Below are 26,437 nucleotides of genomic sequence, written 5' to 3'. Positions count from 1 at the left end.
GCCGGGCGGCCGGGCACCCCCCGGGCGGTCACCCTGCGCGGCGTAGGATCACAGGGCGGCCCACCGGGGCCGCGCTTTCGTATCAATCACCTGGAAGACCCTTGAAGCTCGCCACCTGGAACGTCAACTCGCTGGCCGTACGGCTGCCGCAACTCCTGCAATGGCTGGCCGAGAACCCGGTCGATGCCATCGTCCTGCAGGAAACCAAGCTGACCGACGACAAGTTTCCCGCCGCCGAGATCCAGGCGGCCGGCTACCACGTGGTCTTCCACGGGCAGAAGACCTACAACGGCGTGGCGCTGCTGTCCCGCGGCACCCTGGCCGACAAGGTGGTGAAGAACATCCCCAACCACGGCGACGACCAGGCGCGGGTCATCGCCGGCACCCTGGGCGAGTTGCGCATCGTCGGCGGCTACTTCCCCAACGGCCAGGCCCCCGGCAGCGAGAAGTTCAGCTACAAGATGGGCTGGCTGAGCGCCCTGCGCGACTGGCTGCGTGCCGAGCTCGCCGAGCATCCGCAGCTGGTGCTGATGGGCGATTTCAACATCGCCCCCGAAGACCGCGACGTGCACGACCCGGTGCTGTGGGCCGGGCAGATCCACTGCACCGACGAGGAACGCGAGCACTTCCGCGGCCTGCTCGGCCTGGGTCTGCACGACGCCTTCCGCCTGTTCGACCAGCCGCCCAAGTGCTGGAGCTGGTGGGACTACCGCAACCTCGCCTTCCGCAAGAACCAGGGCCTGCGCATAGACCACATCCTCGTCAGCGAGGCGCTCAAGGGCCGCGTCACCGCCTGCAGCATCGACAAGCTGCCCCGCAAGGCCGAGCGGCCCAGCGATCACGCGCCGGTGGTGGTCGAACTGTCCTGAAGCGCTTCGCGCGGCCGCGGCGGCCACATCGCGATCACATGGCCGGCGAGCGCCGGGGCCATGCATGCGCGGGTCCGTCAGCAGCCCAAGCCTGCCGACGAACCCTCTCAGTCGTCCAGACCCAGCTCCTGGATCTTGCGCGTGATGGTGTTGCGACCTATGCCGAGCTTCTGCGCCGCCTCGATGCGGCGGCCCCGCGTGATGGCCAGCGCGGTCCGGATCATGCGGGCCTCGAACTCGCGCGTGAGGCTGTCCCACACGTCGGGCTGGCCAGCCTCCAGTCGACGCCGCGCCTCGACCTCGAGATCCCCCAGCCAGCGCGAATCCGAAGCGACCGGGTGGTCGGCCGCCGCCACGGAGGGCAGCTCGGGCGCTTCCGAGACGGGCCGTGAAGACTCCGCCAGTGGAAACGGTGCCGGCGCTGCACGCTCCGCCGCCGCACCCGTGGCCGAGGCGGGGCGACCGGTCAGTTCGGCCGGCAGGTCCTTCGGCTCGATCAGCTGCGCCGGCGCCATCACCGTCAACCAGTGGCAGACGTTCTCGAGCTGGCGCACGTTGCCCGGGAATTCGCAGGACTTGAGTTGCGTCAGCGCCTCGTCGCTGATGCGCTTGGGCTCGACGCCCAGCTCCTTGGCGCTCTTCTGCAGGAAGAACCGGGCCAGGGCGGGGATGTCGTCGGCGCGCTCGCGCAAGGGCGGCAGGCGCAGGCGGATGACGTTCAGGCGGTGGAACAAGTCCTCGCGGAACACGCCCTGGCGCACGCGCTCTTCCAGGTTCTGGTGGGTCGCCGCGATGACGCGCACGTTGGCCTTCAGCGGCTGGTGGCCGCCGACGCGGTAGAACTGGCCGTCCGACAGCACGCGCAGCAGCCTCGTCTGCAGGTCGAAGGGCATGTCGCCGATCTCGTCGAGGAACAGCGTGCCGCCGTCGGCCTGCTCGAAGCGACCGCGGCGCATGGTCTGTGCGCCAGTGAAGGCGCCTCGCTCGTGGCCGAAGAGCTCGCTTTCCAGCAGGTCCTTCGGGATGGCCGCGGTGTTGATCGCGATGAAGGGGCCGTTGGTGCCGGTGTCGCCGCGCGGGCTGTGCCGATGCAGCGCGTGGGCCACCAGTTCCTTGCCCGTACCGGACTCGCCGGTGATCAGCACCGTCACGTTGCTCTGCGACAGCCGGCCGATGGCGCGGAAGACATCCTGCATGGCCGGGGCCTGGCCGAGGATCTCGGGCGCCGGCAGGTGCCTGTCGTCCTTGACCTCCTCGCGCAGGCTCTCGTCCACCGCGCGGCGGATCAGCTCCACCGCCTTGGTCAGGTCGAAGGGCTTGGGCAGGTATTCGAAGGCGCCGCCCTGGAAGGCCGACACGGCGCTGTCCAGGTCCGAGTAGGCGGTCATGATGATGACGGGCAGGCCGGGCAGCCTCTCCTTCACCTGGGCCAGCAGCTCCAGGCCCGATCCACCGGGCATGCGGATGTCGCTGACCAGCACCTGCGGCTCGTCGTCGACGAGTGCGGCGAGAACGTCGCGCGGGTTGGCGAAGCTGCGCACCGGCAACTGCTCGCGCGCCAGCGCCTTCTCGAGCACGAAGCGAATCGATTGGTCGTCGTCAACGATCCAGATGGGTTTCATTACTTGAGTCAGTGAAGGGCCGCCGTGAGCCGACTCGCTCCTTCAAAGGGGCGGGTGCCGCTCGCGGCGCCCCTGGGGCACATGGGCTTCAGGGCAACGGAATGACGATCTTGAAGACCGTGCGTCCCGGCTCGCTGTCGCATTCGATCGTGCCCTGATGCTGTTGCACGAAGGTCTGCGCCAGTGTGAGCCCGAGCCCTGAGCCACCATCCCGCCCTGACACCAGCGGGTAGAAGATGCGTTCGCGCAAATGCTCGGGGACGCCCGGTCCGTTGTCCTGGATATGCAATTCCAATGCCAGTCGGAAGCGCTGCTTGCCGATGGTCACCTGCCGGGCGATTCGCGTGCGCAAGGTGATGACCGCGTCGCCCTGCTCTATCCGCTCGGACAGCGCCTGAGCCGCGTTCTGCACGATGTTGAGCACGGCCTGGATGAGCTGCTCGCGGTCGCCGCGGAACTCGGGGATGGAGGCGTCGTAGTCGCGCTGGACCCGCAGGCCGCGCGGGTACTCCACCAGCATCAGCGAACGCACCCGCTCGCACAGCTCGTGGATGTTGACGTCGCCCACCACGTGCGGCTTGCGGTGCGGGGCGAGCAGGCGATCGACCAGGGTCTGCAGGCGGTCGGCCTCGTGGATGATGACCTGCGTGTACTCGGTCAGGTCGGGCGATGGCACCTCCATCGCCAGCAACTGCGCCGCGCCGCGGATGCCGCCGAGCGGGTTCTTGATCTCGTGGGCCAGGTTGCGGATCAGCTCCTTGGTGACCTCGGCCTGGCCGAGCACCCGCTCCTCCCGCTCCTGCCTCGTCTGCTGCTCGATCTCGATCATCTCGACCAGGAGGGCGCCTCCCATGCGCTCGGTCTGGCTGACGATGATGTGGACCGGCAGCGGCAGCTGGTCATGGCCGACGGCCGCGCGGCGCAGCGCGCCTTCGAAGCGGCGCGTGGAGAACTCGTTGCGCGCCACCGCGGCAATGGCCTCGAGCAGCGAGGCCGGCTCGCGCAGCCACTCGTGCATGTGGCGCCTGGTCAGCGTTCGGCGCGACACGCCGATGACCGATTCGAGCTGGGCATTGACGAACAGGCATTCGCCGTCGGGCCGCACCACCGCGACCATGGTGGCCAGCAGGTCGAGCGCGTCGAGGCCTGTGCTGTCGGGCCGCGACGCGCCCTTGCTCATCACGCGGGGAGCTTGGCGAGCTCGCGCTTGATGGCCGCGATGTCGGCCTCCTGGCGCGTGATCGCGGCCCTCATCTCGGCCACGCGGTCGAGGTAGCGCTGGGCGTTGCGGTTCTCATCACCGCGGCGTTCGGGCTCGCCGTTGTTGAACTCGCGCTTGAGCGCATCGAGCCGCTCCTCGGCCCGGCGCAGCTCCTCTTCGAGGATGCGGCGGGCGTCGCTGTCGCGGGCCTTCTGATCGGCCGCATCGACCCGGTCGGCGCCCTTGGGCGCGGAGCCCTGGCTGGCCACCGGCCGGGGCTTGGGCCCGGAGATGGTGGTGGGCTGCTGCGCCTCCCTGGCCTTGCAGCCACGGGCGTCGGCTTCTTTCTGGGTGATGGTGTTGGTGAAGACGTTGCCGGGGCAGACGTAGTACACCGAGCCCTGGGCCCACGCGCCCGCCGCCGACAGGCACAGGGCACAGACAGCCAGGACACGGGGAAGGAAAGCCGCAAACGTCATCGGCGGGATTGTGAGGCCAAACCCCGCCACAACGCCCGGGCCGTCCGACGCGCCGACGGCAGGGGCGAGAAAAAAGGGCGGCCGAAGCCGCCCCTCTTGTCTGGATCCTGCTCTGCCGCGCCGTCCGGGCCCCTGGGCGCCCGTCCAGCCGCCGGCGCGAGCCGGGATCAGAGCGAGTAGTACATGTCGAACTCGACCGGGTGGGTCGTCATGCGGAAGCGTGTGACTTCCTGCATCTTCAGCTCGATGTAGGCGTCCAGGTACGCGTCGGTGAACACGCCGCCCTTGGTCAGGAAGGCGCGGTCCTTGTCCAGGTAGTCCAGCGCCTGGTCCAGGCTGTGGCAGACGGTCGGGATCTTCGCGTCTTCTTCCGGCGGCAGGTGGTACAGGTCCTTGGTGGCAGCCTCGCCCGGGTGGATCTTGTTTTCCACGCCGTCCAGGCCGGCCATCAGCATCGCCGAGAAGGCCAGGTACGGGTTGGCGGAAGGATCCGGGAAGCGAGCCTCGATGCGGCGGCCCTTCGGGTTGGCGACGTAGGGGATGCGGATCGAGGCCGAGCGGTTGCGCGAGCTGTAGGCCAGCTTGACCGGGGCTTCGAAGCCGGGCACCAGGCGCTTGTAGCTGTTGGTACCGGGGTTGGTGATGGCGTTCAGGGCGCGGGCGTGCTTGATGATGCCGCCGATGTAGTACAGCGCGAACTCGCTCAGGCCGGCGTAGCCGTCACCGGCGAACAGGTTCTTGCCGTCCTTCCAGACCGACTGGTGCACGTGCATGCCCGAGCCGTTGTCGCCGACGATGGGCTTGGGCATGAAGGTCGCCGTCTTGCCGTAGGCATGGGCGACGTTCACGATGATGTACTTCTGCAGCTGCAGCCAGTCGGCGCGCTCGACCAGGGTCGAGAACTTGGTGCCGATCTCCATCTGGCCGGCGTTGGCCACCTCGTGGTGGTGCACCTCGACCGGGATGCCCATCTGCTCGAGCAGCAGGCACATCTCGGAGCGCATGTCCTGCATGGAGTCGATCGGGGGGACCGGGAAGTAGCCGCCCTTGACGGTGGGACGGTAGCCGGTGTTGCCGTGCTCGTATTCCTTGCCGCTGTTCCAGGCCGCTTCCTCGGAATCGATCTTGTAGAACGCGCCGCCCATGGACACGTCCCAGCGCACGCTGTCGAAGACGAAGAATTCGGGCTCAGGGCCGAAGAAGGCGGCATCGCCCAGGCCGGAGCTCTTCATGTAGGCCTCGGCGCGCTTGGCCAGCGAACGCGGGTCGCGCTCGTAGGGCTTGCCGTCGCCCGGCTCGATGACGTCGCAGGTCAGGATGAGCGTGGGCTCTTCGAAGAACGGGTCGACGTTGGCGGTGTTAGGGTCCGGCATGAGCAGCATGTCGGACGCTTCGATGCCCTTCCAGCCGGCAATCGATGAACCATCGAATGCGTGACCGCCGCTGAACTTGTCTTCATCGAAATGAGACACCGGGACGGTGACGTGCTGTTCTTTGCCACGGGTGTCTGTGAAGCGGAAGTCGACGAACTTGACTTCGTTGTCCTTCACCATCTGCATCACATCGGCGACGGTCTTGGCCATCAAAAAGGCTCCTGGCGGGATGATTGTGTGGAACGGGATCGCAAGGTCGATGCCGCCAACGGGACGCGCGCCAGCCTGGCCGGTGAGCGCCCCGTGGCGACCACGGCGCGCGTAATCTAGCAGAATCCATGCCCAGATTTGGTGTGCGGCGACGCCCTCACGGGGGGCATTCGCGCCGCAGGCTGAGCTGCGTCAAGCGGAGGCGGACCAGGCCAGCAGGCGCAGCTCCTCGTCCCCCGGCGGCAGCCGCACGTGGCCCTCGTCGGCAAAACCGAGCTGCTCCAGCAGGACGATCGAGGGCGTGTTGGCGGGAGTGACGATGGCCACGATACGGGCCAGTCCCAGCTGCTGATGCCCCCACGCCAGGACCGCACGGGCAGCCTCCCGAGCGAACCCCTGGCCCCGTGCCGCCGGGACGAAGGCGTAGCCGATGTCGACATCGGGCAGCGTGTCGCGCTTGATGAGGCCGCACATGCCCACCGGGGCGCCGTCCGACAGGCGCTCGACCAGGTACAGCCCGAAGCCCAACCGCTCGCACATCCCTCTCGGACCTTCGCGCAGATAAGCCTCTGCCTGTTCGCAAGTGCTCACGTTTCTTTGCCCGATATGGGCGATCCAGTCGGGATCATTGACCAGCTCGATCACGAACCGCTGGTCGGACTCGGCCGCCGGTTCGAACCAGCGAAGCCGAAGTCGATCGGTCCGGAGGACCTCGGTATGCACCATCATGGGGCTTTGTATCGCACCAAAACAGATCAATGACCGCGCACTTATTCGGTGCTGAACTGAACGCCAGGCAGCGCATTCAGCCCGGCCTGCAACGCCGCAAAGGCCTGCTCGACTTCCCCCGGCTCGCCCTTCACGCCGAGCTCGATGTGACGGCCGCGCTGGGGATGGTCGACGCTCGGCAGGCTGAAGACCCGCACATGAGGGTAGCCCGCCTCGAGGGCCTCCATCAGCGGCGTCAGCGTCGCTTCCATGCTGCCCTTGACGAACAGCGCGCGCTCAGCATGGGGCTGCGGCTGCAGCCCGGCATAACGCGTGTCCAGCAGCCACTCGATCATCGGGTGGGCCATGACCGGAAAGCCGGGCACGAAGTGAACGTCGCCGAGGCTGAAGCCGGGGATCTTGTTGTAGGGATTGGGGATGAGCTCGGCGCCCTCGGGGAACACGCCCATGTTCAGCCGGTGCACGTTGTCCGGCCGATCCGGCTCGTAGCTCGCGCCCTGCTCGGCCGCCACGTCGCGCATGCGCTCCTCGATCAGCAGCCGGGCTTGCGGATGCAGTGCCAGCGGGCGTCCGCTGGCCGCGGCAGCACACTGGCGCGTGTGGTCGTCCGGCGTGGCGCCTATGCCGCCACAGGAGAAGACGACGTCCGCACCGGCGAAGGCTTCGCGCAGCGCCGCGGTGATGAGCGGCCGGTCGTCGCCGATGTACCGGGCCCAGGCGAGCGAGTGGCCGCGTGCCGCGAGCAGCTCGATCACCTTGGGCAGGTGCTTGTCCTGCCGGCGGCCGGAGAGGATCTCGTCGCCGATGATGATCAATCCGAAGCTCATCAGAGCGGCCCCCGCAGGTCGGGCATCGGCTCCGGGGCCGGCGCGGGCGGGTCCGGTGTCGGCGTCACCACCGCGGCGCTGGCCGTGGCACGCAGGTCGGCCAGCGCGGCCAGCAGGTAATGCGCGAACCACAGCGCCGAGAAGGCGAACACCAGCGTGTAGAGCCACACCGTGGCCGCCACCATCAGCGGCGCCAGCACCAGGGCCAGGGCGCTGACGGCCCAGATCAGCGTCGGCGCGGCCCCGAGGAAACCTGTGACGACGCCCAGCAGCAGCAGCTGGAAGCGATGCTCGGCCAGCAGTGCCCGGCGCTCCTCGCGGCTGGCGTGGTCGGCCAGCACGTCGAAGCTCATCACGCGTGCAGTGAGCCAGCCCCAGATCAGCGGCGGCACGATGAGCACGGCGCCCGGGATGAGCCACAGCGGCAGGGTGGCGAAGATTGCCAGCAGGGCCAGCAACGTGGCGCCGATGGACCACAGCGTGCTCTGCCAGAAGGCCGCGCCGCGCTTGCGCTCCAGCGAGGGGAAGCGCCTTTCCGCCACGAGGCTCACGATCGCCGGCGTCATCAGCACCGCCACCAACAGCAGCGAGGCCACGATGACCAACGGGGCGACCAGCGCAATGAGGATCAGCACGACGATCATCGCGCGGAAGTTCGCGCCCATCATGCCTTCCACCCACTTCAGCCCCGCATCGACCAGGCCCCAGTTCTCCAGGGCCTGCCGCACGGCGGCATAGGAGTCGTCCCAGAAGAACCAGGCCCATCCCAGCGTCAGGCTGCCGGCAATCAGCAGCGGCAGCAGCGACAGGCCGATCACGCGCGGCATCAGCAGGTAGGCCAATGCGCGCCAGAACGAATCCAGCAGCAGTTTCATCCGCCGAGCATACCGCCCGGCTCCAGCACCATGACCCATGCGCCTAACTCCTGCCCTTGGACAACTGGCTGGAGTCCTCCTCCCGGAGGAGGGCTGGGAGGTGCTGTCGAACTGACTGGAGCCCCTTCTCGGAGGGGGCTCGGGGAGCCCAACATTCCCCGAAGGGCAACTTGCGCCTAGCGCAAGTTGCCGGTGTGGCCGAGGGAGTAGCGGCCCGGCAGCGGCCAGACGGTCAGGCCGTGCGGCTCGGCACCCACCTTGACCTGGGCGACTTCCCCGTTGGTGGTGTCGAAGCGGTAGACGACGTCGTCGTAGCGCCCGGCCAGCCACAGCCAGCGGCCGTCGGCGCTGACGTTGCCCATGTCGGGGCTGCCGCCGCCGGGCACCGCCCAGCGGGCGACCACCTGGTCGGTGGCGAAGTCGATCACCGTCACGCCGCCATCGCCGCGCTTGGGGCCGTGGATCTTGTGCGAACCGCGGTTCGCGACGTACAGGCGCTTGCCGTCACGGCTCGGGTACAGGCCGTGTGCGCCGAGGCTGGTCGGGATGAAGCCGGTCTGCTTGAAGGCGTCGCCGTCGATGATGTGGACACCGTCGGCGTGCATGTCGGCGATGTAGAAGCGCTTGCCGTCGGGCGAGATCCGGATGTCCTGCGGCATGCCCTTGCTCGCGGTACACAGCTCTGTGGGGCCGGGCTCCCAGACCTTGCCCGGCGCCGTTCGCGGCGCGGTGGGCGTCTCCTTGAAGCGGGTGGTCGGCATCTGCAGCTTCAGGTAGCCCATCACCTCGCGTTTGGCGAGGTCGATCTTCACCAGGGTGCCGCTGAACTCGCAGGTGAAGATGGCGTAGCGACCATCGATGGAGAAGTCGGCGTGGTTGACGCCGGGACAGCCGGGCACATCGATCGAGTATTGCATCGCCATGGTCTGCGGATCACGGAAGTCGAGCCGCTTGCGCGCCTCGGCCACCACGATCGCCGACTTGCCGTCGGGCGTGGCGTACATGTTGTACGGATCATCGACGGGCACCGCCTTGCCGGGCTTGCCGGTGCGCGCGTCGATCGGGGTCAGGCTGCCGTCGGTGCGGCCCTCGGCGTTGTTGGTCACCCAGAGCGTGCGCAAATCCCACGACGGCACGATGTGCTGCGGGCTGACGCCAACCTTGAACTTCTCGACCACCTTCATCTCGCGCGGGTCGATCACGTAGACATCGTCCGAGCGCAGGTTGGGCACGTAGATGCGCTCGGGGTCCCCCGCGACCTCGGGCTTCATCTTGCCGGCCGCCGTCTCGCTGTAGAGATTGCGTACATCCGGCACCGGCGGCATGCCGGGCACGGTCTGCACCGCGGTGGCGGGCGCCGAGGCCGCCGTCTGGGCCGCCGCGCCGCCCGCATGGTGGGCCAGCAGGCCACCTAACCCCAACAACGCCGCCGCGGCGGGCAGCAGCGCGCGCGTGAACCTGCGCTTGATCGTCATCGAACCGTCCAACAAGGAAAAGGAGTCAGGAATGGGCAGAAGAAGCGTGCCTGGGGCAATTGGCTGACGCGGCGGCTATCGCGCCTGTTCGACCCGGTGGCGAATCGCCTGGACCGTAGTGTCCACGATGAGCGCGAGGCCGGCTTGCCCCATCGCAAGCGTGGCCCGCCTGGGATCGCCTTGCACGCCCGCGCGTTCGGCCGGCGTGAGGGCACGGCCGAGCAGATCCTGCCGAACCAGCGCGGGCGCGGTGGCCAGCGTCAAGGCGGTGTCGGCCAGGCCGGCGTGGGTGCCGATCTCGTCCTTGGCGTAACCCTTGGACTCGAGAAACTGCACAAACGCGGTCTGCGTGACGCGGTAGTACTCGGTCAGCGCGTACGTGCGGCAGGCGGGCCAGGGCGAGCGCTTGCGCTCACGCTCGAGCTTCGCCGCCACGCGCTCCAGGCTCGCCTGGTAACCGCCGTGGTCGCCCAGCAGCACCACATCGCGGAATCCGTGGTGGCACAGGCTCTGCGCGGCCGAGACGAGAAGCGCCTCGAACACCGACTCCGGAATGGAGATCGTCCCGCTGTAGCGCATGTGCGCCGCCGGCGGCTCGATGCTGCCTTCGGGCACATAGGCCAGAACCGGCGCAACCACCGCCTGGCCGAGTCGCTCGGCGATCTGCGTGGCCAGCACCTGCGCGCGCTGGTTGTGCTTGCCCAATGCCAGGTGCGGGCCGCTCTGCTCGGTGGCGCCGATGGGCAGCAGCACGGTCGTGGCGCCACCGGCGATGCGTGCACGCAGTTCCGGCGAAGTCAGCTCGTCCAGCGCGACGGTCGCCGCCGATGCGGCGGGAGCCGCGGCCGCCGCGGCCAGCAGCAGCCCGCATGACCACCGGCGAAGACGGATCTCAGTCGTCGTCGCCACCCAGCACCGTACCCAGCAAGCCGCCGGCAGCGAAGCCGCCGAGCACCGAACCCTCTTCGCGAGAGCCGCCCGTCTGCGGCGCGGCCGCGAACACGCGGCTGGCCAGGCGCGAGAACGGCAGGCTCTGCAGCCAGATCGTGCCCGGGCCGGTCATCTTGGCGAAGAACAGGCCCTCGCCGCCGAACAGCGCCGTCTTGATCTTGCCGACGTACTGGATCTCGAAGTTCACGTTGGGCGTGTAGGCCACGACGCAGCCGGTGTCCACCATCAGCGTCTGGCCAGGGGCCAGCTCACGGCGCACCACGGTGCCGCCGGCGTGGACGAAGGCCAGGCCGTCGCCCTCGAGCTTCTGCATGATGAAGCCCTCGCCGCCGAAGAAGCCCACCGACAGCTTTTGCTGGAAGTGCAGGCCGATCGACACGCCGCGCGCGGCGCACAGGAAGGCATCCTTCTGGCAGATCAGCGTGCCGCCGAGCTGGCGCAGCTCCATCGGGATGATCTTGCCCGGATACGGCGCGGCGAAGGCCACGCGCTGCTTGCCCGAGCCCTGGTTGGTGTAGACCGTCGTGAAGAGCGACTCGCCGGTGATCAGCCGCTTGCCCGCGCCCAGCAGCTTGCCGAAGAAGCCGCCGCCCTGGGAAGAACCGTCGCCGAAGATGGTGTCCATGCCGATGGCGCTGTCCATGAAGAACAGGCTGCCGGCCTCGCCCACCGCCGCTTCGCCGGGGTCGAGCTCGACCTCCACGAACTGCATCTCCGAGCCCTTGATCTCATAGTCGACCACATCCATAGACATTTGGTACCCCCACGCCCCCTTCCGGGGGCTGCCCCCCGAGGGGGCTCGCGCAGCGGACCGGCAAAGCCGGATCCGCGCACGCCCATGAATTGGAGCGGCGCTAGGCGCGCTCCGCCGGAAACCTCACTTCAAGGCTTTGAAGCGCATGCGGTGCGGGCGGGCGCCCTCTTCACCCAGGCGCCGCTTCTTGTCCTGCTCGTACTCCTGGTAATTGCCTTCGAAGAAGTACCACTGGGACTCGTCTTCGACGGCCAGGATATGGGTGCAGATGCGGTCGAGGAACCAGCGGTCATGGCTGATGACCATGGCACTGCCGGCGAACTCGAGCAGGGCTTCTTCCAGCGCGCGCAGGGTTTCGACGTCGAGGTCGTTCGACGGTTCGTCGAGCATCAGCACGTTGCCGCCCTGGGCCAGGGTCTTGGCCAGGTGCAGGCGGCCGCGCTCGCCGCCGGACAGCGAGCCCACGAGCTTCTGCTGGTCGTTGCCCTTGAAGTTGAAGCGGCCGATGTAGGCGCGGCTGGGCATCACGAACTTGCCGACGATGATGTTGTCCAGGCCGCCCGAGACGTCCTGCCAGACCGTCTTGTCATTGGCCAGGCTGGCGCGGCTCTGGTCGACGAAGGCCAGCTTGGCGGTCTTGCCGACCTTGACCTCGCCCGAATCCGGCTTCTCGGTGCCCTGGATCATGCGGAACAGCGTCGACTTGCCCGCGCCGTTGGGGCCGATGATGCCCACGATGGCGCCGGCCGGCACCTTGAAGCTCAGGTTGTCGATCAGCACCCGGTCGCCGAAGCTCTTGGTGACGTTGACGAACTCGAGCACCTCGTTGCCCAGGCGCTCGGCCACCGGGATGAAGATCTCGTTGGTCTCGTTGCGCTTCTGGTAGTCGACGTCGGACAGCTCCTCGAAGCGGGCCAGGCGGGCCTTGCTCTTGGCCTGGCGCCCCTTGGCGTTCTTGCGCACCCACTCCAGCTCCTGCTTCATGGCCTTGGTGCGGGCGTCCTCGGTCTTCTGCTCCAGCTCCAGGCGCTTTTCCTTCGCGTCCAGCCAGTCGGTGTAGTTGCCCTTGCAGGGGTAGCCCAGGCCGCGGTCGAGCTCGAGGATCCACTCGGCCGCGTTGTCGAGGAAGTAGCGATCGTGGGTGATGGCCACCACGGTGCCGGGAAAGCGCTTGAGGAACTGCTCCAGCCACTCGACGGACTCGGCGTCCAGGTGGTTGGTGGGCTCGTCCAGCAGCAGCATGTCGGGCTTGGACAGCAGCAGGCGGCACAGCGCGACACGGCGCTTCTCGCCACCGGAGAGCTGGCCGATCACCGCATCCCACGGCGGCAGGCGCAGCGCATCGGCGGCGATGTCGAGCTGGTGCTCGGTGTTCTCGCTGCCGGCGGCGGCGATGACGGCCTCGAGCTCGGCCTGCTCGGCGGCCAGCTTGTCGAAATCGGCGTCAGGCTCGGCGTATTCGGCATAGACCTCGTCCAGCCGCTTCTTGGCCGCCAGCACGCCGCCTATGCCCTCCTCGACCGCCTCTCGCACGGTCTGGTCCGGATTCATCTGCGGCTCCTGCGGCAGATAACCGATCTTGATGCCCGGCATCGGCGTGGCTTCGCCTTCGATCTCCTTGTCGATGCCGGCCATGATCTTCAGCAAGGTCGACTTGCCCGAGCCGTTCAGGCCCAGCACACCGATCTTGGCGCCGGGGAAGAAGGACAGGGAGATGTCCTTCAGGATCTGCCGCTTCGGCGGCACGATCTTGCCGACGCGGTTCATGGTGAAGACGTACTGGGCCATGCTGGATGCTTCTCAAGGGGAGACGGAGCGGGCCGGTTCGCAGGCCGCTCCAGTGCCGCCCGGGCGGGCGATGCCGCCGGGGGAAACCTTGATTATCGCGCGAGGCCGCGGCCCTGCTTTTCGTCACGAAGTTCTCGCCCTGCCCGGCCATCGGGCTTCATAAGGACTTCGCTTGTGCCGAAACAGGGCACGAGCGGCAGTGCCCGGCGCTGCCCGACAGGGAGAACAACACATGTCAGATACCGAGGTCCTCGCGGCACCTGCGGCCGCCCCGGCGCCGGCGCGCGCGCCGTCGGCGACGGTGCTGCTGGTCGACGACGAGCCTTCGATCCTGAGCGCCCTGCGCCGCCTGTTCCGGCCTCAGGGCTGGCGCACCCTCACCGCCGAGGGAGGCGAAGCCGGGCTGGAACTGGCCCGCCAGGAATCCGTCGACCTGGTCATCTCGGACATGCGCATGCCCGGCATCGACGGCGCGCAATTCCTGCAGAGGATGCGTGAGCTGCAACCCGACGCGGTGCGCATCCTCCTGACCGGCTACGCCGACATCTCGTCCACCATCGCGGCCATCAACGGCGGCCAGATCCACCGCTACATCGCCAAGCCCTGGGACGACAACGACATCATCCTGGTCGTGCGCGAGGCGCTGGCCCGGCGCGGCCTGGAGCTGCGCAACCGCGAGCTCGTCGAGCTGACGGCCCGCCAGAACGAGGAGCTGCGCGACCTGAACGCGAAGCTCGAGGAGCGGGTGCGCCAGCGCACCGCCGAGATCGCCCAGATCAACGACATGCTGGAGCTCGCCTACAGCGAGCTGAAATCCAACTTCATGCTGTCGATGCGGATCTTTGCCGGCCTGATGGACCTGCGGCATCCCAGCCTTTCCGGCCAGTCGCGCCGTGTCTCCGACTGGGCCCAGCGGGTGTGCGAGCAGCTCGGGCTGGACGAGCGCCAGCGGCATGACGTCTACGTCGCCGGGCTGCTGCACGGCATCGGCAAGCTGGGCCTGCCCGACGGCATGCTGGGCAAGCCGATCTCGATCATGAGCAGCGAGGAGTCGGCCCGCTATCGCAAGCACACGCTGAACGCGGAAGCGGCGCTGATGCCGCTGGCGCAACTGCTGCCGGTTGCCAAGCTGATCCGCTCCCAGCACGAGCGGCTCGATGGCAATGGCTTCCCGGACGGCCTGGAGGGCGAAGAGATTCCCTTCGGCGCCCGTGTGCTGGCCCCGATCGTCGACTACGACAGCCTGGTGGCCGGCTTCCTGGCCGAACGCCGCTTCAGCCCTGAAGACGCCGCCGCCAGCATCCGGCGCGGGGCCGGCAGCCGCTACGACGAGCGCGTCGTGGCCGCCTTCCTCGAGGTGCTCAAGACGCCGCTGCCCGACCACGCCCAGGACCGAGAGATCCCGGCCCTGGACCTCGTGCCCGGCATGGTCCTGTCGCGCGACCTGGTCAGCGCCCAGGGCACCCTGCTGCTGGCTGCCGGTTACGCCTTCGACGCCCGCGTGGTGCGCCAGGTGCGCGAGTACGCCCAGCGCGAGGGCGTGAAGCTGTCGCTGTACGTGAAGAAAGACCCTCAGCCCGCGCGCTGAGGACCGAAAAGGGAGCCCCTGACATGCATCGAATCCTCTTGATCGACGACGAGCCCGGCGTGCTGGCCGCGCTCACCCGGCTGTTGCGTCACACGCCTCTGGTCGTCTCCGGCCAGGAATCCTTCGTCAAGGTCGAGGCCTTCGTCTCGGCGCGCGACGCCCTGGCCCATGCCTCGGAGCACGTCTTCGACCTGGTCGTCTGCGACTACCGCATGCCCGAGATGAACGGCGTGGAGGTGCTCAAGCGCCTGCGCGAGATCCAGCCGGATGGCGCGCGGGTGATCCTGTCCGGCTACACCGACCTGAACGGCCTGATCGGCGCCATCAACGAGGCCCGCATCGACCGCTTCGTCGCCAAGCCCTGGAACGACTTCGAGCTCGTCAGTGCGCTGGGTCAGATCCTGGAGATCCGCGCCCTGCGGCTGGAGAACGAATCGCTCGCCGACGAGGCCCGGTGCGAGCGCGGCCAGCTCAGTGCCGCCGATCTCGAGCTGCAGCGCCTGGAGCGGCTGGAGCCCGGCATCACCCGCGTCGAGTGGGGCCCGGATGGCTCGATCGTGATGGACGACGCCGGCCTTTGGCCCGGCACGCTGGCCTGAAGGCTCGACCGCCGTGAAACGCGACCTTCCTATGGATGCTCCTGGAGGGCCCAGCGCCGCGATGGCGATGTGCCAGGCGATGCTGAGCGCGATGCCGTTGCCGGCCTTCCTGCACCAGGGCGGCCGCATCGTCGGCGCCAACGAGGCGCTGGCGCGCCTGGTGGGCCATGACGATGCGACGCTGCTGACGATGCTGCCGGGGGAACTGGCGAGCGACGACCTGTCCGACCAGATGACGATGTACGGCCAGGCCTGCCTGCTGCTGGACCCGCAGCCCGCGGCCAGCGAGATGGTGCTGCGCACCGCATCGGGGGACCAGCGCTTCGTGGAGCTCACCGCGCGCCGCATCGAGATCGACGGCAAGCCGACCGTGCTGTCCACCTGCCAGGACCTGAGCGACATCCGCCACGTGCAGACCAGCCTGCTCAACACGAGCCAGGTCCTCAACCAGATTCTCGACAGCGACCCGGTGGCCACCTTCGTGATCGACCAGGAACACCGCATCACCCACTGGAACCGGGCCTGCGAGCAGATGACCGGCCGCGACTTCTGGGACATGCAGGGCGTGGCCCAGAAGGGCACCCTGTTCTACCCGACCGAGCGGCCGCTGCTGTGCGACCTGATCGTCGACGGCACCGACCTGCAGGCGCTCGAGCGCCTGTATCCCGGCAAGGTCCGGCCGTCGCGGCTGGTCGAGGGCGCCTTCGAGACCGAGGATTACTACCCCAGCTTCGGCGGCGGGCGCTGGCTGTTCTGCACCGCCGCGCCGTTGCGCAACGCCCGGGGCGAGGTGGTGGGGGCGATAGAGACGCTGCAGGACGTGAGCCGGCGCCGCGCGACCGAGGAAGAGCTGATGCACCACCGCAACCAGCTCGAACTGCTGATCAGCGACCGCACCGCCGAGCTGAACTCCACCCATCGCGACCTGGCGGCGTTCATGGAGAACGCCTCGGTGGGCATCCTGTACTCGGCTTCCCAGAAGGTGGTGCGGCACAACAAGCAGTTCGCGGCGATGTTCCTGACCGGCGGGGACAGCGCCGTCGGCCGCTGCACCATCGACTTCTTCTGCTCCTCCCAGGACCACGACGAGCTGGGGCGCCTGGCCTATCCCCTGCTCGCCAAGGGCCGGGCCTTCCAGCACGAGATGATGCTGCGGCGAGAAGACGGCCAGCAGCTGTGGGTGCAGATGATCGCCTACGTGGCCAACCCCCACGACCCCACTTCGGGCGCCTGGTGGATCCTGCAGGACCGCAGCGAGGTGCGCCGCGCGCAGGAGGCGCTCGAATCCAACTACGAGCGCATGAAGGAAACCAACCGCATGCTGGAAGAGGCGCAGAACCAGTTGCTGCAAGCCGAGAAGATGGCCTCCATCGGCCAGTTGGCGGCCGGCGTCGCGCACGAGATCAACAACCCCGTCGGCTTCGTCAACTCCAACCTCAATTCGCTCAAGCACTACGTCGAGGACCTGCTCAGCCTGATCGCCTTCTACGAAGCCGAGGAGCCCGGACTGGCCGAAGGGGTGCGTGCGGAGCTGACTCGCCTGAAGCAGGAACGCGACCTGGAGTACCTGCGCGAGGACGTGCCGGTGCTGCTGCGCGAGAGCGCCGACGGCCTGACCCGCGTCAAGCGCATCGTGCAGGACCTGAAGGATTTCTCCCGCGTGGACAACGCCGACTGGCAGGAGGCGGACCTCAACGCCGGCCTGGAGTCGACGCTCAACGTCGTCTACAACGAAGTGAAGTACAAGGCCGACGTGCGCAAGAACTACGGGCGTCTGCCGCCGGTGCGCTGCCTGGCCGCGCAGCTGAACCAGGTGTTCATGAACCTCATCGTCAACGCCGCGCATGCGATCGAAGGCCATGGCGTCATAGCGCTGTCCACCGGCCACTGCGGCCACTGGGTGTGGGTGGAGGTGTCCGACAGCGGCTGCGGCATGTCGGCCGAAGTGCAGCGCCGCATCTTCGAGCCGTTCTACACGACGAAGCCCGTGGGCAAAGGCACGGGCCTGGGGCTTTCACTGTCCTTTTCGATCGTGCAGAAGCACCAGGGCATGATCAAGGTGCGGTCGGAGCCCGGGCAAGGCAGCACCTTCCGCGTCTGGATTCCGCTGGTGGGCGAGGACACCGATCCACCCCCGCATCCGGAGGACTTGGCCTTGCCTCTTGGGCAGACCGCGGCGAAGGCATAGACTCGAAGCGAGACCCGACGCCCGAGACCGGCCTGCAGAGCCGCCGGCGCCGCCTCATCACACAACACAGTCAGGGAAGGCCGTGTCAGAGCAAGTCGAGCACACCGTGGGTGCGGGCCCCGGGCTTCATGTCGCCGATCGCGACCGCCGGCAGGCCATGGCGCAGGCCCTGGCAGGCGCGGTCCGCCGGGGCGAGCTGAGCCTGCACTACCAACCCCAGGTCGACCTGCGCAACGGCACCATGTACGGCGTGGAGGCGCTGCTGCGCTGGCATTCGCCCGAGTTCGGAGCCGTGTGGCCCGCCGAGTTCATCCCCGTGGCCGAGCAGCATGAGCTGATCGTCGAGATCGGTGACTGGGTCCTGCGGCGCGCCTGCGAGCAGGCGGCGGCCTGGCGACGCGCGGGCGTGGGTCACCTGCGGGTGAGCGTCAACGTCTCGGCCCACCAGCTGGCCCAGGGCGACCTGGCACGGCGGGTGCAGGAGGCGCTGCTGGACGCCGGCACGCCGCCGCAACTGCTGGGCATCGAGGTGACGGAGACGATGCTGGTGCTCGACGCCGCCCGCGCCGCGCGCGAGCTGCATGCGCTGCGGGCGATCGGCGTGCAGATTTCGCTCGACGACTTCGGCACCGGCTATTCCAACCTCAGCTTGCTGCGCGCGCTGCCGATCGATGTGATCAAGATCGACCGCTCCTACGTCGACGACGTGACGGCGGCTCCCAACCAGGTCTCGATCACCCGCGCCGTGATCCGCATGGCGCACAGCCTGCAGATGAAGGTGCTGGCCGAAGGCGTCGAGACCGAAGGCCAGCTCGCGTTGCTCGTGTCGGGCGGCTGCGATGCGATGCAGGGCCATTGCTTCAGCCCTGCGCTCGAGGCCGAGGCCATCGCCGAGCTCTGGCATGCGCGGCCGGTTTTCGATGCGCCCTGCCTGCAGCGCGGCGGTCCCCGGCAGCGCACGGTGCTGCTCGTCGATGACGAGGAGAGCATCCTCGCGTCGCTGCGCCGGCTGTTGCGGCGCGACGGCTACCGCATACTCACCGCGACCAGCGCGGCCGAGGGGCTGCTGCAGCTCGCCGGGAACGAAGTCGACGTGATCGTGTCGGACCAGCGCATGCCGCACATGACGGGCGTCGAGTTCCTGCGCCGTGCCAAGCAGTTGTACCCCGACACCGTGCGCATCGTGCTGTCGGGCTACACCGAGCTCGAATCCATCACCGCGGCGATCAATGAAGGCGCCATCTACAAGTTCCTCACCAAGCCCTGGGAGGACCAGCTGCTGCGGGCCAACATCGACGAGGCCTTCCGCCAGAAGGCCATGGCCGACGAGAACCGCCGCCTGTCCCGGCAGCTGCACGACGCCAACGAGGAACTGGCCGGTCTGAACGAACGCCTGACGGAAGCCCTGGCGACCGAACACGAGCGGACCCAGCTGGTCGAGACCGGCCTCGGCGGGGCCGTCGACATGCTGATCAAACTTCCCGGGGCATTGCTGGGAGTCGACGAGTTCGGTTGCGTCTCCTTCGTCAACCGGGAGGCCGAGGCGCTGTGGCCAGCGCGCCCCCCATTGCTCGGCCAGGACGCCTCGTCGGCCCTGCCGCCGGCCCTTGCCCCGCTGCTGGCCGAGCCCGAAGACTGCGGGCGCACCTTCGAGAACGACGGCGTCTCGTACCACTGCCGGATCCGGGTCCTGCGCGACGGTCCGTCGTGTGGGCGGCTTCTGCTGATCACGCCGCTGGCATCCCTCCAGGAGCCGGGTTCATGAACGACAAGACCCAGCGCACCGCCGAGGCGGGCTTGCGCGTCGAAACGCCTCGGCCTCCCGGCCCTGGCGAGCCGGGTCGCATCGAATGGCTGTTTCGAGATGCCGCACGGGAGCGCCGCATCCACCCCCTGATGCGCCTCGTCCAGGACTATCGGCGCAGCGCGGCCGGGAAGCCACCGTGCTGAGTGCACTGGCCCGCCAGGTGCGCAACCTGCCGGCGCTGCCGCAGGCCGTGCTCGAAGCGCGCCAGTTGCTGGACAGCGAAGACGTGGCCTTCGAACCCCTGGCCGATGCGATCTCTCACGACAGCGCCCTCGCGGCGGACCTGCTGAGGCTGGCCAACAGCTCGCTCTACGGCCTGGCCGGCCGCGTGCGCACGGTTCGCGACGCCGTCAGCGTGCTGGGCCTGCGCAACCTTGACATGCTCCTGACCGCCGCGGCGCTGCGCGGCGCGCTGCAGCCGGCGGGCGGCTGCCCCTTCGACGCGCTCTCCCATTGGCGCCATGGCGTGGCCACCGGCCTTTGCGCCTTCCACCTGGCCGCCGAGCGCAAGCAACAACGCGATGCCGCCTTCACCGCCGGCCTGCTGCACGATCTGGGACGACTGGCCATGGCCTGCGTGGCGCCCGGAAAGATGCAGGAACTGCTGTCCCGGCAAGCAGCCGAGGATGCGCCGGCTCTCGGCCTGGAACAACACCTGTGGGGCACGGATCACGCCGGCTTCGGCGCCATCGTGGCGCAGCACTGGCACTTCGGCGCGGACATCGTCGAGGCCATCCGCCATCACCATGCCCCCCCCGAGCGACCGGTCACGCCGCTGGTCGATATCGTCCACGTGGCCGACGCGATGGTCCACGCGCTGGACATCAATGCGCTGCCCGCCGAGCGCGTTCCCGCGATCCATCCCCTCGCCTGGAACCGCCTGGCGCTTTCTGACGAAGCCTGCCTGCGCGTCTTCGGGCAGACGGAAGCCGGCCTCGAAGAGCTGTGCCAGGCGCTCGGCCTGTAGACCCGTCCCGCATCGATCGATCTCGGGGCATTCGCCAGGCGAATCACGCTTGCGAAGTCGCAGCGCGAAGAGATATGAGTGACCACCCGCCTGGGTTGCCCCTTCCCTAGGAAGAAGGGTCGACAGCACCCGGGCGGTACAACAGCATGCGATTCCTTTCGGGCCTGCCGCCGCCCCGGCCCCTCGCCTCCGCTGCCCTCACGGCACCGGACCTCTGCCTTCTTCTTGCAGATCGAGGAATCCTCATGCCCCGCTTCACTCCCCGTTTCTCGCACACGCTGATCGCTTCGGCCCTGGTCGTCCTGTCGGGCGCCAGCTGGGCCGGCGGCCGGCCGGACCTGGTGCTGGCTCAACTGCAAGACGCGCAGCACGAGCGCCTGGCGGATCAGCTGCTGGTCCAGTTCAAGCCCGGTGTCGCCGCCATGCTGCGCCAGACCGCACTCGATCGCGTCGGTGGCAAGCTCGCCCAGCACCTGCACGGAGACCTTCATCGCGTCACCTTGCCCGCCGGCACGGATCTCGCCGCCGCCATCCGCGCGCTGCATGGCCATGCCGCCGTCGACTTCGCCGAGCCGAACTGGGTCGTGCGCCACACCAAAGTCTCCGATGACACCTACTACACCAGCGGCCAGTTGTGGGGCATGTATGGCGACACCTCACCGCTTCAGCAGAACCAGTACGGCAGCCAGGCCGGCGAAGCGTGGGACAAGGGCCACTTCAGCTGCAAGGGCGTGCTGGTCGGCATCATCGACGAGGGGGTGCAATACACCCACCCGGACCTGAAGGCCAACCACTGGACCAATCCCAGCGAGATCGACGGCAACGGTGTCGACGACGATGGCAACGGCTATGTCGACGACACCCACGGCTGGGACTTCGCCAACGACGACAAGTCTGTCTACGACGGCACCTTCGATTCCCACGGCACCCACGTGTCGGGGACGGTCGGTGGCAAGGGGGGCAACGGCGCGGGCGTGGCCGGCGTCTGCTGGAAGGTCAAGATGGTCCATGCCAAGTTCCTGGACCACGGGACGGGCAGCACGGCCGATGCCATCCTGGCGGTCAAGTACATCACCGACCTGAAGACCCGGCACAACCTGAACCTGGTGGCGACGAACAACTCCTGGGGCGGTGGCGGCTATTCGCAAGGCTTGAAAGACGCCATCGATGATTCGGGCAACAAGAACATCCTCTTCGTCGCCGCCGCGGGCAACGGCTCCAGCAACATCGACATCACCCCGCACTATCCGGCCAGCTACACCAGCGCCAACATCGTTGCCGTGGCCGCGCTGAACAGCAACGGCACGCTGGCCAGCTACTCGAACTGGGGACCGACGTCGGTCGACCTCTGCGCGCCGGGATCGGGGATCTACTCCACCTATCCGACGAATTCCTACGCGGCACTCAACGGCACGTCGATGGCAGCACCCCACGTGACGGGCGGCATCGCCCTGTACGCCAAGAATCATCCGGGCCTGACGGCTGCTCAGTTGAAGACCGCCATCCTCGGCACGACCACCGCCACGACCTCGTGCAATGGCAAGACCGTGTCCAACGGACGTCTGAACGTCAGCACGTTCTGATCTCGCGCTGAACGCTCTCTGGAACGAAGGGCCGGGCGACCGGCCCTTTGTCAATTTTCATCACGTCGGGGCCAGAGCGCTTTGCCGTTCCTCGGGCGTCCCCTCGTGGTGGCCCGATGCGCAGCATCGCAGGGGCGCGTAACTACTCCCCTAGGCCAAAGGGTCGACAGCTTTCATCCCCATCCCGAGCATCGAGGCTCCCCCAGTACGGCAGCTGTTTGCCGCACGAATCCAACAGGAGCCTGTCCATGCCTCGTTCTTCCCGTCGTTTCCCGCGCGTGCTGGCGGCGCTGGCCCTCGGCGTGCTTTGCGGCACCGCCGTGGCCGGTGGCCGCCCGGACCTCGTCCTGACCGAACTGCAGCAACCGCACCGCCACTACGTCAAGGGTGAGTTGCTGGTGCAGTTCGAGCCGGGCGTGGCCGAAGCTGCTCACGCGCAGGCGCTGGCGCAGGTCGGCGGGCGCTTCGTCGAGCGCGTCAGCGGCGACCTGCAGCGCATCAAGCTGCCGGATGGCGCCAACCTGACCGAGGCGATCCGCACGCTTCACGCCGCCGCCGGCGTCGACTTCGCCGAGCCCAACTGGCTCTACTACGCCGACGAAGTGTCGGACGATCCGTACTACACCAGCGGCCAGCTCTGGGGCATGTACGGCGACAGCTCGCCGGTGAAGCAGAACCAGTACGGCAGCCAGGCCGCCGAGGCCTGGGACAAGGGCCACACCGATTGCGGCAAGACGATGGTCGCGGTCATCGACGAGGGCGCGCAATACAAGCACCCCGACCTGCGCCGCAACTTCTGGGTCAACCCGGCCGAGATCCCCGACAACGGCATCGACGACGACGGCAACGGCTTCGTCGACGACACCCGCGGCTGGGACTTCGCCCGCGACGACAAGACCACCTACGACGGCCCGGGCGACGACCATGGCACTCACGTGTCGGGCACCATCGGCGCGCGTGGTGGCAACACCAAGGGCGTGGCCGGCATGTGCTGGAAGCTCAACATCATCAACGTCAAGTTCCTGGGCAACCGCTCCGGCTCGACGGCCAATGCGATCAAGTCGATCGACTACGTCACCGACCTGAAGACCCGGCACAACCTCGACCTGGTCGCCATCAACGCGTCCTGGGGCGGCGGCGGGTATTCGCAAGGCCTGAAGAAGTCGATCGAGCTGGCCGGCAAGGCGGGCATCGTGTTCGTGGCGGCGGCCGGCAACAACGGCGGCAACAACGACACCAACCCGCACTACCCGTCGAGCTACGACAGCCCGTCCATCATCTCGGTGGCGGCCATCGGCTCGGGCGGGGCACTGGCCAGCTTCTCCAACTATGGCGTCGAGTCGGTCGACCTGGGCGCGCCCGGGGTGGCTGTCTACTCCACCGTTCCCAACGAGACGGGCACCGGCTACGCCGCCTACAGCGGCACGTCGATGGCCACGCCGCACGTGGCCGGCGCCATCGCGCTGTACGCCTCGTCGCACCCTGGTGTGCGCAAGGCGTCGGAGCTCAAGGATGCGATCCTGTCGACGGTCGTCCCGACCGCGTCCCTGAACGGCAAGACGGTCACCGGCGGGCGCCTGGACGCCAGCAGCTTCTGAGCCGTCGCCTAAGGGCATGACGAAGGGGCCGGCTCGCCGGCCCCTTTTCTATTGCCCGCGACCTGCAGGGCTGTTCCGGCGATCGCCGCCCGCGGCGCCGGTTACAATGCGCCCATCCCCGCCGAGGTCCAGCCTCGGCGGCGGCTTGTCAGTCCTGACAGGGTGCCCGTCCCGCCATGCGGATGGCCGCCTTCCTACCCGGCCGGGCCCCTGGCTGGTGCCCCGACAGCGATCGCGGGCGGCGGGCCTGCCTACGCTCCCATGAGCCTCGATGACCTTCGAATCCCTCGGCTTGGCCGAACCTATCGTTCGCGCCGTGCGTGAACAAGGCTATACGCACCCCACCCCCATCCAGTCGCAAGCCATCCCGGCCGTGCTCAACGGCGGCGACCTGATGGCCGGCGCCCAGACCGGCACCGGCAAGACCGCCGGCTTCACCCTGCCCCTGCTGCACCGCCTGGCGGCGCAAGGCGTCAAGCGCGATGCCAAGGGCCGCATCGCCATCCGCGCCCTCATCCTCACCCCGACGCGTGAACTCGCCGCCCAGGTCGAGGAAAGCGTGCGCACCTACGGCAAGTTCCTGCCGCTGCAATCGATGGTGATGTTCGGCGGCGTCGGCATGCAGCCGCAGATCGACCGCCTGCGCAAGGGCGTCGACATCCTCGTCGCCACGCCGGGCCGCCTGCTGGATCATCACCAGCAAGGCACGCTCGACCTTTCGCACGTGCAGATCTTCGTCCTCGACGAAGCCGATCGCATGCTCGACATGGGCTTCGTCCATGACATCAAGAAGGTGCTCGCCATCCTGCCGCAGCAGAAGCAGAGCCTGCTCTTCTCCGCCACCTTCAGCGACGAGATCAAGGCCCTGGCCGATCGCCTGCTGAACCAGCCGGCGCTGATCGAGGTGGCGCGCCGCAACGCCACGGCGGACACCATCGCGCAGAAGGTGCACCCCGTCGGCCGCGACGGCAAGAAGGACCTGCTCGCCCACCTGATCCGCCAGGGCAATTGGCACCAGGTGCTGGTCTTCACGCGGATGAAGCACGGCGCCAACCGCCTGGCCGAGTTCCTGAACAAGTCCGAGATCAGTGCGATGGCCATCCACGGCAACAAGAGCCAGGGCGCACGTACCAAGGCGCTGGCCGAGTTCAAGAGCGGCGACCTGCAGGTGCTCGTGGCCACCGACATCGCGGCCCGCGGCATCGACATCGACCAGTTGCCGCACGTCGTCAACTACGAGCTGCCCAACGTGCCGGAGGACTACGTCCACCGCATCGGCCGCACCGGCCGCGCCGGCGCGCAGGGCGAGGCGATCTCGCTGGTCTGCCCTGACGAGGACCTGTTCCTGCGCGACATCGAGAAGCTGATCAAGCGCCAGATCCCGCGTGAGGCGGTGGCCGGCTTCGATGTCCCGGCGGGCGAGCGCGCCGAGCCCATCGTGCTGGGCCGCATGACGATAGGCGTGGGCGGCACGCGACGCGGCGGTGGTGGTGGCGGCGGCGGCGGCGGTCATCGCGGCGGCCGCGGTGACCGGCCGGCGGCCCACGAAGGCCGTGGCGGCGAGCCGCGCCGCGACGGTCGGCACGCAGGTGCCGCGCCGAGCAAGTCGAGCGCCCCGCAGGGCCGCGCAGGCGGCACTGTGCATGGTGGCCACAAGCCGGGCAACCAGGCCAGCCACACGGCGGGGCACAAGCCAGGCCATGCGCCCAGCCATTCGTCCGGCCAGGCCCAGCGTTCGGCCGGCTCGGGGGGCAGCAACAGCAGCGGGAAGTCTCCAGCCTCTCCTGCTCGCCTGTTCCGCGGCAAGGACTGACTGCGGCCGCTGCGCCGCCTGAGGGCGGCGGTCCGCCATGTCACCGGTCGCCTGGAGGCGGCCGGCAGCGCCTGACCCCTGCGGGACTCCGGCCAAGCTTGCCGGCCACGGGGCGGAATGGGACACTGACTCATGAACCGCCCCACCGTCATCGATCCCCAGTCCCTCACCTGGCTCGAGCTGGGTGAGGCCCAGCGATTGCTCATCGACCAGTTCCCCCGGCTGGCCCTCGGCCTGGACCTCGATGGCCGCATCCAGTGGGTCAACCCCGCCGGCGCCGAGGCCCTCGGGTACGAGCGCGCTGAACTGCGCGGTCAGGCCCTCATCGGCAGCCTGCTGGCGCGCGAGGAGGTCGAAGCCCGCGCCGCCATGCTCGGCAACGAGCTGCGCACTCGCATCCCGGCCGATGCCCGTGTCTTCAGCGCTCGCCTGCAGCGAGGCCTCGCCGACGAATACGGCTGGCTGCTGCGAACCAAGGGTGGCGAGGCCCGCAGCGTCACGCTGTCACTCGGCACGCTGCGCGACGCCAACGGCGTCGTGACCGGCCTGATTGCCGTCGAGCAATCGGGCCCGGCCCGTGCCGATGCGCCTGTCCCGATGACGCACCACGACAGCCTGACCGGCCTGCCCAGCCGCGCCGTGCTGCAGGACCGTGCCGAGATGGCCATCCAGCGCGCCGCGCGGGCCGGCACCCAACTGGGCGTGCTGCTGATCGAGCTCGACAACTTCGCCGCCCTGTGCGAAAGCCAGGGCCAGACCGTCGGCGACGACCTGCTGCGGGCGACGGCCGGTCGCCTGCACTTCGAACTGCGCAAGACCGACAGCGCAGTACGACTGGACAACGGCCAGTTCGCTGCCCTGCTGATCGACCTGCACCACGAGGGTGAAGCGGAGATGGTGGCACGCAAGATCGCCGCTGCCCTGGCCGGGCCCGTCAACACCGGCATCGAGGTGCTGCGCCCGCGCTGCCGCGTCGGCGTGGCCGTCTACCCGCAGCACGGTGACCAGCTGCTGACGCTGCTGCAGGCCGCCGAGCAGGCGCTGACCACGGCTCGGCAAGCCGAGGCCGAGGTCGTGATGGCGGCCACTTCCGCGCCGACGTCGACCTGACTTGAACCGCGGAGCCTTCACAGGCCCCGCG

22 protein-coding genes are annotated in these 26,437 nt (G+C 68.4%); 11 read left to right on the top strand and 11 right to left on the bottom strand.

Going from position 1 to position 26,437, the window contains the following annotated elements:
- Nucleotides 1-101: 101 nt before the first annotated feature.
- Nucleotides 102-869, top strand: a complete 768-nt coding sequence (gene xth, locus ACS5PM_RS27065; protein WP_439390985.1) for an exodeoxyribonuclease III — start codon at nucleotides 102-104, stop codon at nucleotides 867-869.
- Between the two features lie 107 nt (nucleotides 870-976).
- Here xth and ntrC read toward each other — a convergent pair whose 3' ends face one another.
- The 11 genes from ntrC to ettA all read right to left on the bottom strand — a co-directional run bounded on the left by ntrC (nucleotide 977) and on the right by ettA (nucleotide 13,153).
- Nucleotides 977-2,491: a nitrogen regulation protein NR(I) gene (gene ntrC / locus ACS5PM_RS27060; RefSeq protein ID WP_439390984.1), complete on the bottom strand. Its 1,515-nt coding sequence runs from the start codon at nucleotides 2,489-2,491 to the stop codon at nucleotides 977-979.
- Between the two features lie 88 nt (nucleotides 2,492-2,579).
- Complete coding sequence (glnL, locus tag ACS5PM_RS27055) at nucleotides 2,580-3,671, bottom strand: nitrogen regulation protein NR(II) (RefSeq protein WP_439390983.1); 1,092 nt, start codon at nucleotides 3,669-3,671, stop codon at nucleotides 2,580-2,582.
- The gene (locus ACS5PM_RS27050) at nucleotides 3,671-4,171 is read right to left on the bottom strand and encodes a hypothetical protein (protein WP_439390982.1); all 501 of its coding nucleotides are present in this window, start codon (nucleotides 4,169-4,171) and stop codon (nucleotides 3,671-3,673) included. The genes glnL and ACS5PM_RS27050 overlap by 1 nt, the downstream gene beginning before the upstream one ends.
- 167 nt (nucleotides 4,172-4,338) lie before the next feature.
- The gene (gene glnA / locus ACS5PM_RS27045) at nucleotides 4,339-5,754 is read right to left on the bottom strand and encodes a type I glutamate--ammonia ligase (protein WP_439390980.1); all 1,416 of its coding nucleotides are present in this window, start codon (nucleotides 5,752-5,754) and stop codon (nucleotides 4,339-4,341) included.
- 192 nt (nucleotides 5,755-5,946) lie between these two features.
- Nucleotides 5,947-6,480, bottom strand: coding sequence for a GNAT family N-acetyltransferase (locus tag ACS5PM_RS27040; RefSeq protein WP_439391170.1), 534 nt, complete (start codon nucleotides 6,478-6,480; stop codon nucleotides 5,947-5,949).
- A 44-nt stretch (nucleotides 6,481-6,524) separates the two neighbouring features.
- The gene (locus tag ACS5PM_RS27035; protein WP_439390978.1) at nucleotides 6,525-7,310 is read right to left on the bottom strand and encodes a competence/damage-inducible protein A; all 786 of its coding nucleotides are present in this window, start codon (nucleotides 7,308-7,310) and stop codon (nucleotides 6,525-6,527) included.
- Nucleotides 7,310-8,185 carry an EI24 domain-containing protein gene (locus tag ACS5PM_RS27030; protein ID WP_439390977.1) on the bottom strand — a complete coding sequence of 292 codons (876 nt, stop codon included), beginning with the start codon at nucleotides 8,183-8,185 and terminating at the stop codon, nucleotides 7,310-7,312. The genes ACS5PM_RS27035 and ACS5PM_RS27030 overlap by 1 nt, the downstream gene beginning before the upstream one ends.
- A 176-nt stretch (nucleotides 8,186-8,361) precedes the next feature.
- A complete protein-coding gene (locus ACS5PM_RS27025) occupies nucleotides 8,362-9,660 on the bottom strand; it encodes a YncE family protein (RefSeq protein WP_439390976.1) in 1,299 nt (432 codons plus the stop codon).
- Between the two features lie 75 nt (nucleotides 9,661-9,735).
- Nucleotides 9,736-10,569 carry a creatininase family protein gene (locus ACS5PM_RS27020; RefSeq protein WP_439390975.1) on the bottom strand — a complete coding sequence of 278 codons (834 nt, stop codon included), beginning with the start codon at nucleotides 10,567-10,569 and terminating at the stop codon, nucleotides 9,736-9,738.
- Nucleotides 10,553-11,365 (bottom strand): TIGR00266 family protein, encoded by an 813-nt coding sequence (locus ACS5PM_RS27015; RefSeq protein ID WP_439390974.1) that lies wholly within the window; start codon nucleotides 11,363-11,365, stop codon nucleotides 10,553-10,555. Before ACS5PM_RS27015 ends, ACS5PM_RS27020 begins: the two co-directional genes overlap by 17 nt.
- A gap of 123 nt (nucleotides 11,366-11,488) precedes the next feature.
- Nucleotides 11,489-13,153, bottom strand: a complete 1,665-nt coding sequence (gene ettA, locus ACS5PM_RS27010) for an energy-dependent translational throttle protein EttA (protein WP_439390973.1) — start codon at nucleotides 13,151-13,153, stop codon at nucleotides 11,489-11,491.
- 232 nt (nucleotides 13,154-13,385) lie between these two features.
- On the opposite strand from ettA, the gene nosR reads away from it, so the two are divergent.
- From nosR to ACS5PM_RS26960, 10 genes are all read left to right on the top strand, one after another.
- Nucleotides 13,386-14,741, top strand: a complete 1,356-nt coding sequence (gene nosR, locus ACS5PM_RS27005) for a response regulator c-di-GMP phosphodiesterase, NosR family (RefSeq protein WP_439390972.1) — start codon at nucleotides 13,386-13,388, stop codon at nucleotides 14,739-14,741.
- Between the two features lie 23 nt (nucleotides 14,742-14,764).
- Nucleotides 14,765-15,340, top strand: coding sequence for a response regulator (locus ACS5PM_RS27000; RefSeq protein ID WP_439390971.1), 576 nt, complete (start codon nucleotides 14,765-14,767; stop codon nucleotides 15,338-15,340).
- A 31-nt stretch (nucleotides 15,341-15,371) separates the two neighbouring features.
- Nucleotides 15,372-17,528: a PAS domain S-box protein gene (locus ACS5PM_RS26995; protein WP_439390970.1), complete on the top strand. Its 2,157-nt coding sequence runs from the start codon at nucleotides 15,372-15,374 to the stop codon at nucleotides 17,526-17,528.
- An 82-nt stretch (nucleotides 17,529-17,610) separates the two neighbouring features.
- Nucleotides 17,611-19,293 (top strand): EAL domain-containing protein, encoded by a 1,683-nt coding sequence (locus ACS5PM_RS26990; protein WP_439390969.1) that lies wholly within the window; start codon nucleotides 17,611-17,613, stop codon nucleotides 19,291-19,293.
- Entirely contained in the window at nucleotides 19,290-19,478 is a 189-nt protein-coding gene (locus tag ACS5PM_RS26985) for a hypothetical protein (RefSeq protein WP_439390968.1), read from the top strand. The genes ACS5PM_RS26990 and ACS5PM_RS26985 overlap by 4 nt, the downstream gene beginning before the upstream one ends.
- Entirely contained in the window at nucleotides 19,472-20,302 is an 831-nt protein-coding gene (locus tag ACS5PM_RS26980) for an HDOD domain-containing protein (protein ID WP_439390967.1), read from the top strand. The genes ACS5PM_RS26985 and ACS5PM_RS26980 overlap by 7 nt, the downstream gene beginning before the upstream one ends.
- Nucleotides 20,303-20,547: 245 nt before the next feature.
- On the top strand, nucleotides 20,548-21,885 hold the full coding sequence (locus ACS5PM_RS26975; protein WP_439390965.1) for a S8 family peptidase: 1,338 nt from the start codon (nucleotides 20,548-20,550) through the stop codon (nucleotides 21,883-21,885).
- 248 nt (nucleotides 21,886-22,133) lie between these two features.
- Nucleotides 22,134-23,483 (top strand): S8 family peptidase, encoded by a 1,350-nt coding sequence (locus ACS5PM_RS26970; protein ID WP_439390964.1) that lies wholly within the window; start codon nucleotides 22,134-22,136, stop codon nucleotides 23,481-23,483.
- Nucleotides 23,484-23,754: 271 nt separating this feature from the next.
- Nucleotides 23,755-25,296, top strand: coding sequence for a DEAD/DEAH box helicase (locus ACS5PM_RS26965; protein WP_439390963.1), 1,542 nt, complete (start codon nucleotides 23,755-23,757; stop codon nucleotides 25,294-25,296).
- A 132-nt stretch (nucleotides 25,297-25,428) separates the two neighbouring features.
- Nucleotides 25,429-26,406, top strand: coding sequence for a diguanylate cyclase domain-containing protein (locus ACS5PM_RS26960; protein WP_439390962.1), 978 nt, complete (start codon nucleotides 25,429-25,431; stop codon nucleotides 26,404-26,406).
- Nucleotides 26,407-26,437 lie beyond the last annotated feature (31 nt).

Source organism: Ideonella flava (assembly GCF_051857595.1).
Lineage (GTDB): Bacteria > Pseudomonadota > Gammaproteobacteria > Burkholderiales > Burkholderiaceae_C > Ideonella.
This window is presented reverse-complemented; position numbering and strand designations above follow the sequence as displayed.

Coding starts and splice junctions, on each gene's coding strand:
- ACS5PM_RS27025 (WP_439390976.1), bottom strand. CDS start 9,660: ATGACGATCAAGCGCAGGTTCACGCGCGCGCTGCTGCCCGCCGCGGCG.
- ACS5PM_RS26975 (WP_439390965.1), top strand. CDS start 20,548: ATGCCCCGCTTCACTCCCCGTTTCTCGCACACGCTGATCGCTTCGGCC.
- ACS5PM_RS27000 (WP_439390971.1), top strand. CDS start 14,765: ATGCATCGAATCCTCTTGATCGACGACGAGCCCGGCGTGCTGGCCGCG.
- ACS5PM_RS26985 (WP_439390968.1), top strand. CDS start 19,290: ATGAACGACAAGACCCAGCGCACCGCCGAGGCGGGCTTGCGCGTCGAA.
- ntrC (WP_439390984.1), bottom strand. CDS start 2,491: ATGAAACCCATCTGGATCGTTGACGACGACCAATCGATTCGCTTCGTG.
- ACS5PM_RS26965 (WP_439390963.1), top strand. CDS start 23,755: ATGACCTTCGAATCCCTCGGCTTGGCCGAACCTATCGTTCGCGCCGTG.
- ACS5PM_RS27015 (WP_439390974.1), bottom strand. CDS start 11,365: ATGTCTATGGATGTGGTCGACTATGAGATCAAGGGCTCGGAGATGCAG.
- ACS5PM_RS26995 (WP_439390970.1), top strand. CDS start 15,372: ATGGATGCTCCTGGAGGGCCCAGCGCCGCGATGGCGATGTGCCAGGCG.
- ACS5PM_RS27035 (WP_439390978.1), bottom strand. CDS start 7,310: ATGAGCTTCGGATTGATCATCATCGGCGACGAGATCCTCTCCGGCCGC.
- ACS5PM_RS27040 (WP_439391170.1), bottom strand. CDS start 6,480: ATGGTGCATACCGAGGTCCTCCGGACCGATCGACTTCGGCTTCGCTGG.
- ettA (WP_439390973.1), bottom strand. CDS start 13,153: ATGGCCCAGTACGTCTTCACCATGAACCGCGTCGGCAAGATCGTGCCG.
- ACS5PM_RS27030 (WP_439390977.1), bottom strand. CDS start 8,185: ATGAAACTGCTGCTGGATTCGTTCTGGCGCGCATTGGCCTACCTGCTG.
- nosR (WP_439390972.1), top strand. CDS start 13,386: ATGTCAGATACCGAGGTCCTCGCGGCACCTGCGGCCGCCCCGGCGCCG.
- ACS5PM_RS26960 (WP_439390962.1), top strand. CDS start 25,429: ATGAACCGCCCCACCGTCATCGATCCCCAGTCCCTCACCTGGCTCGAG.
- glnA (WP_439390980.1), bottom strand. CDS start 5,754: ATGGCCAAGACCGTCGCCGATGTGATGCAGATGGTGAAGGACAACGAA.
- ACS5PM_RS27050 (WP_439390982.1), bottom strand. CDS start 4,171: ATGACGTTTGCGGCTTTCCTTCCCCGTGTCCTGGCTGTCTGTGCCCTG.
- ACS5PM_RS26970 (WP_439390964.1), top strand. CDS start 22,134: ATGCCTCGTTCTTCCCGTCGTTTCCCGCGCGTGCTGGCGGCGCTGGCC.
- glnL (WP_439390983.1), bottom strand. CDS start 3,671: ATGAGCAAGGGCGCGTCGCGGCCCGACAGCACAGGCCTCGACGCGCTC.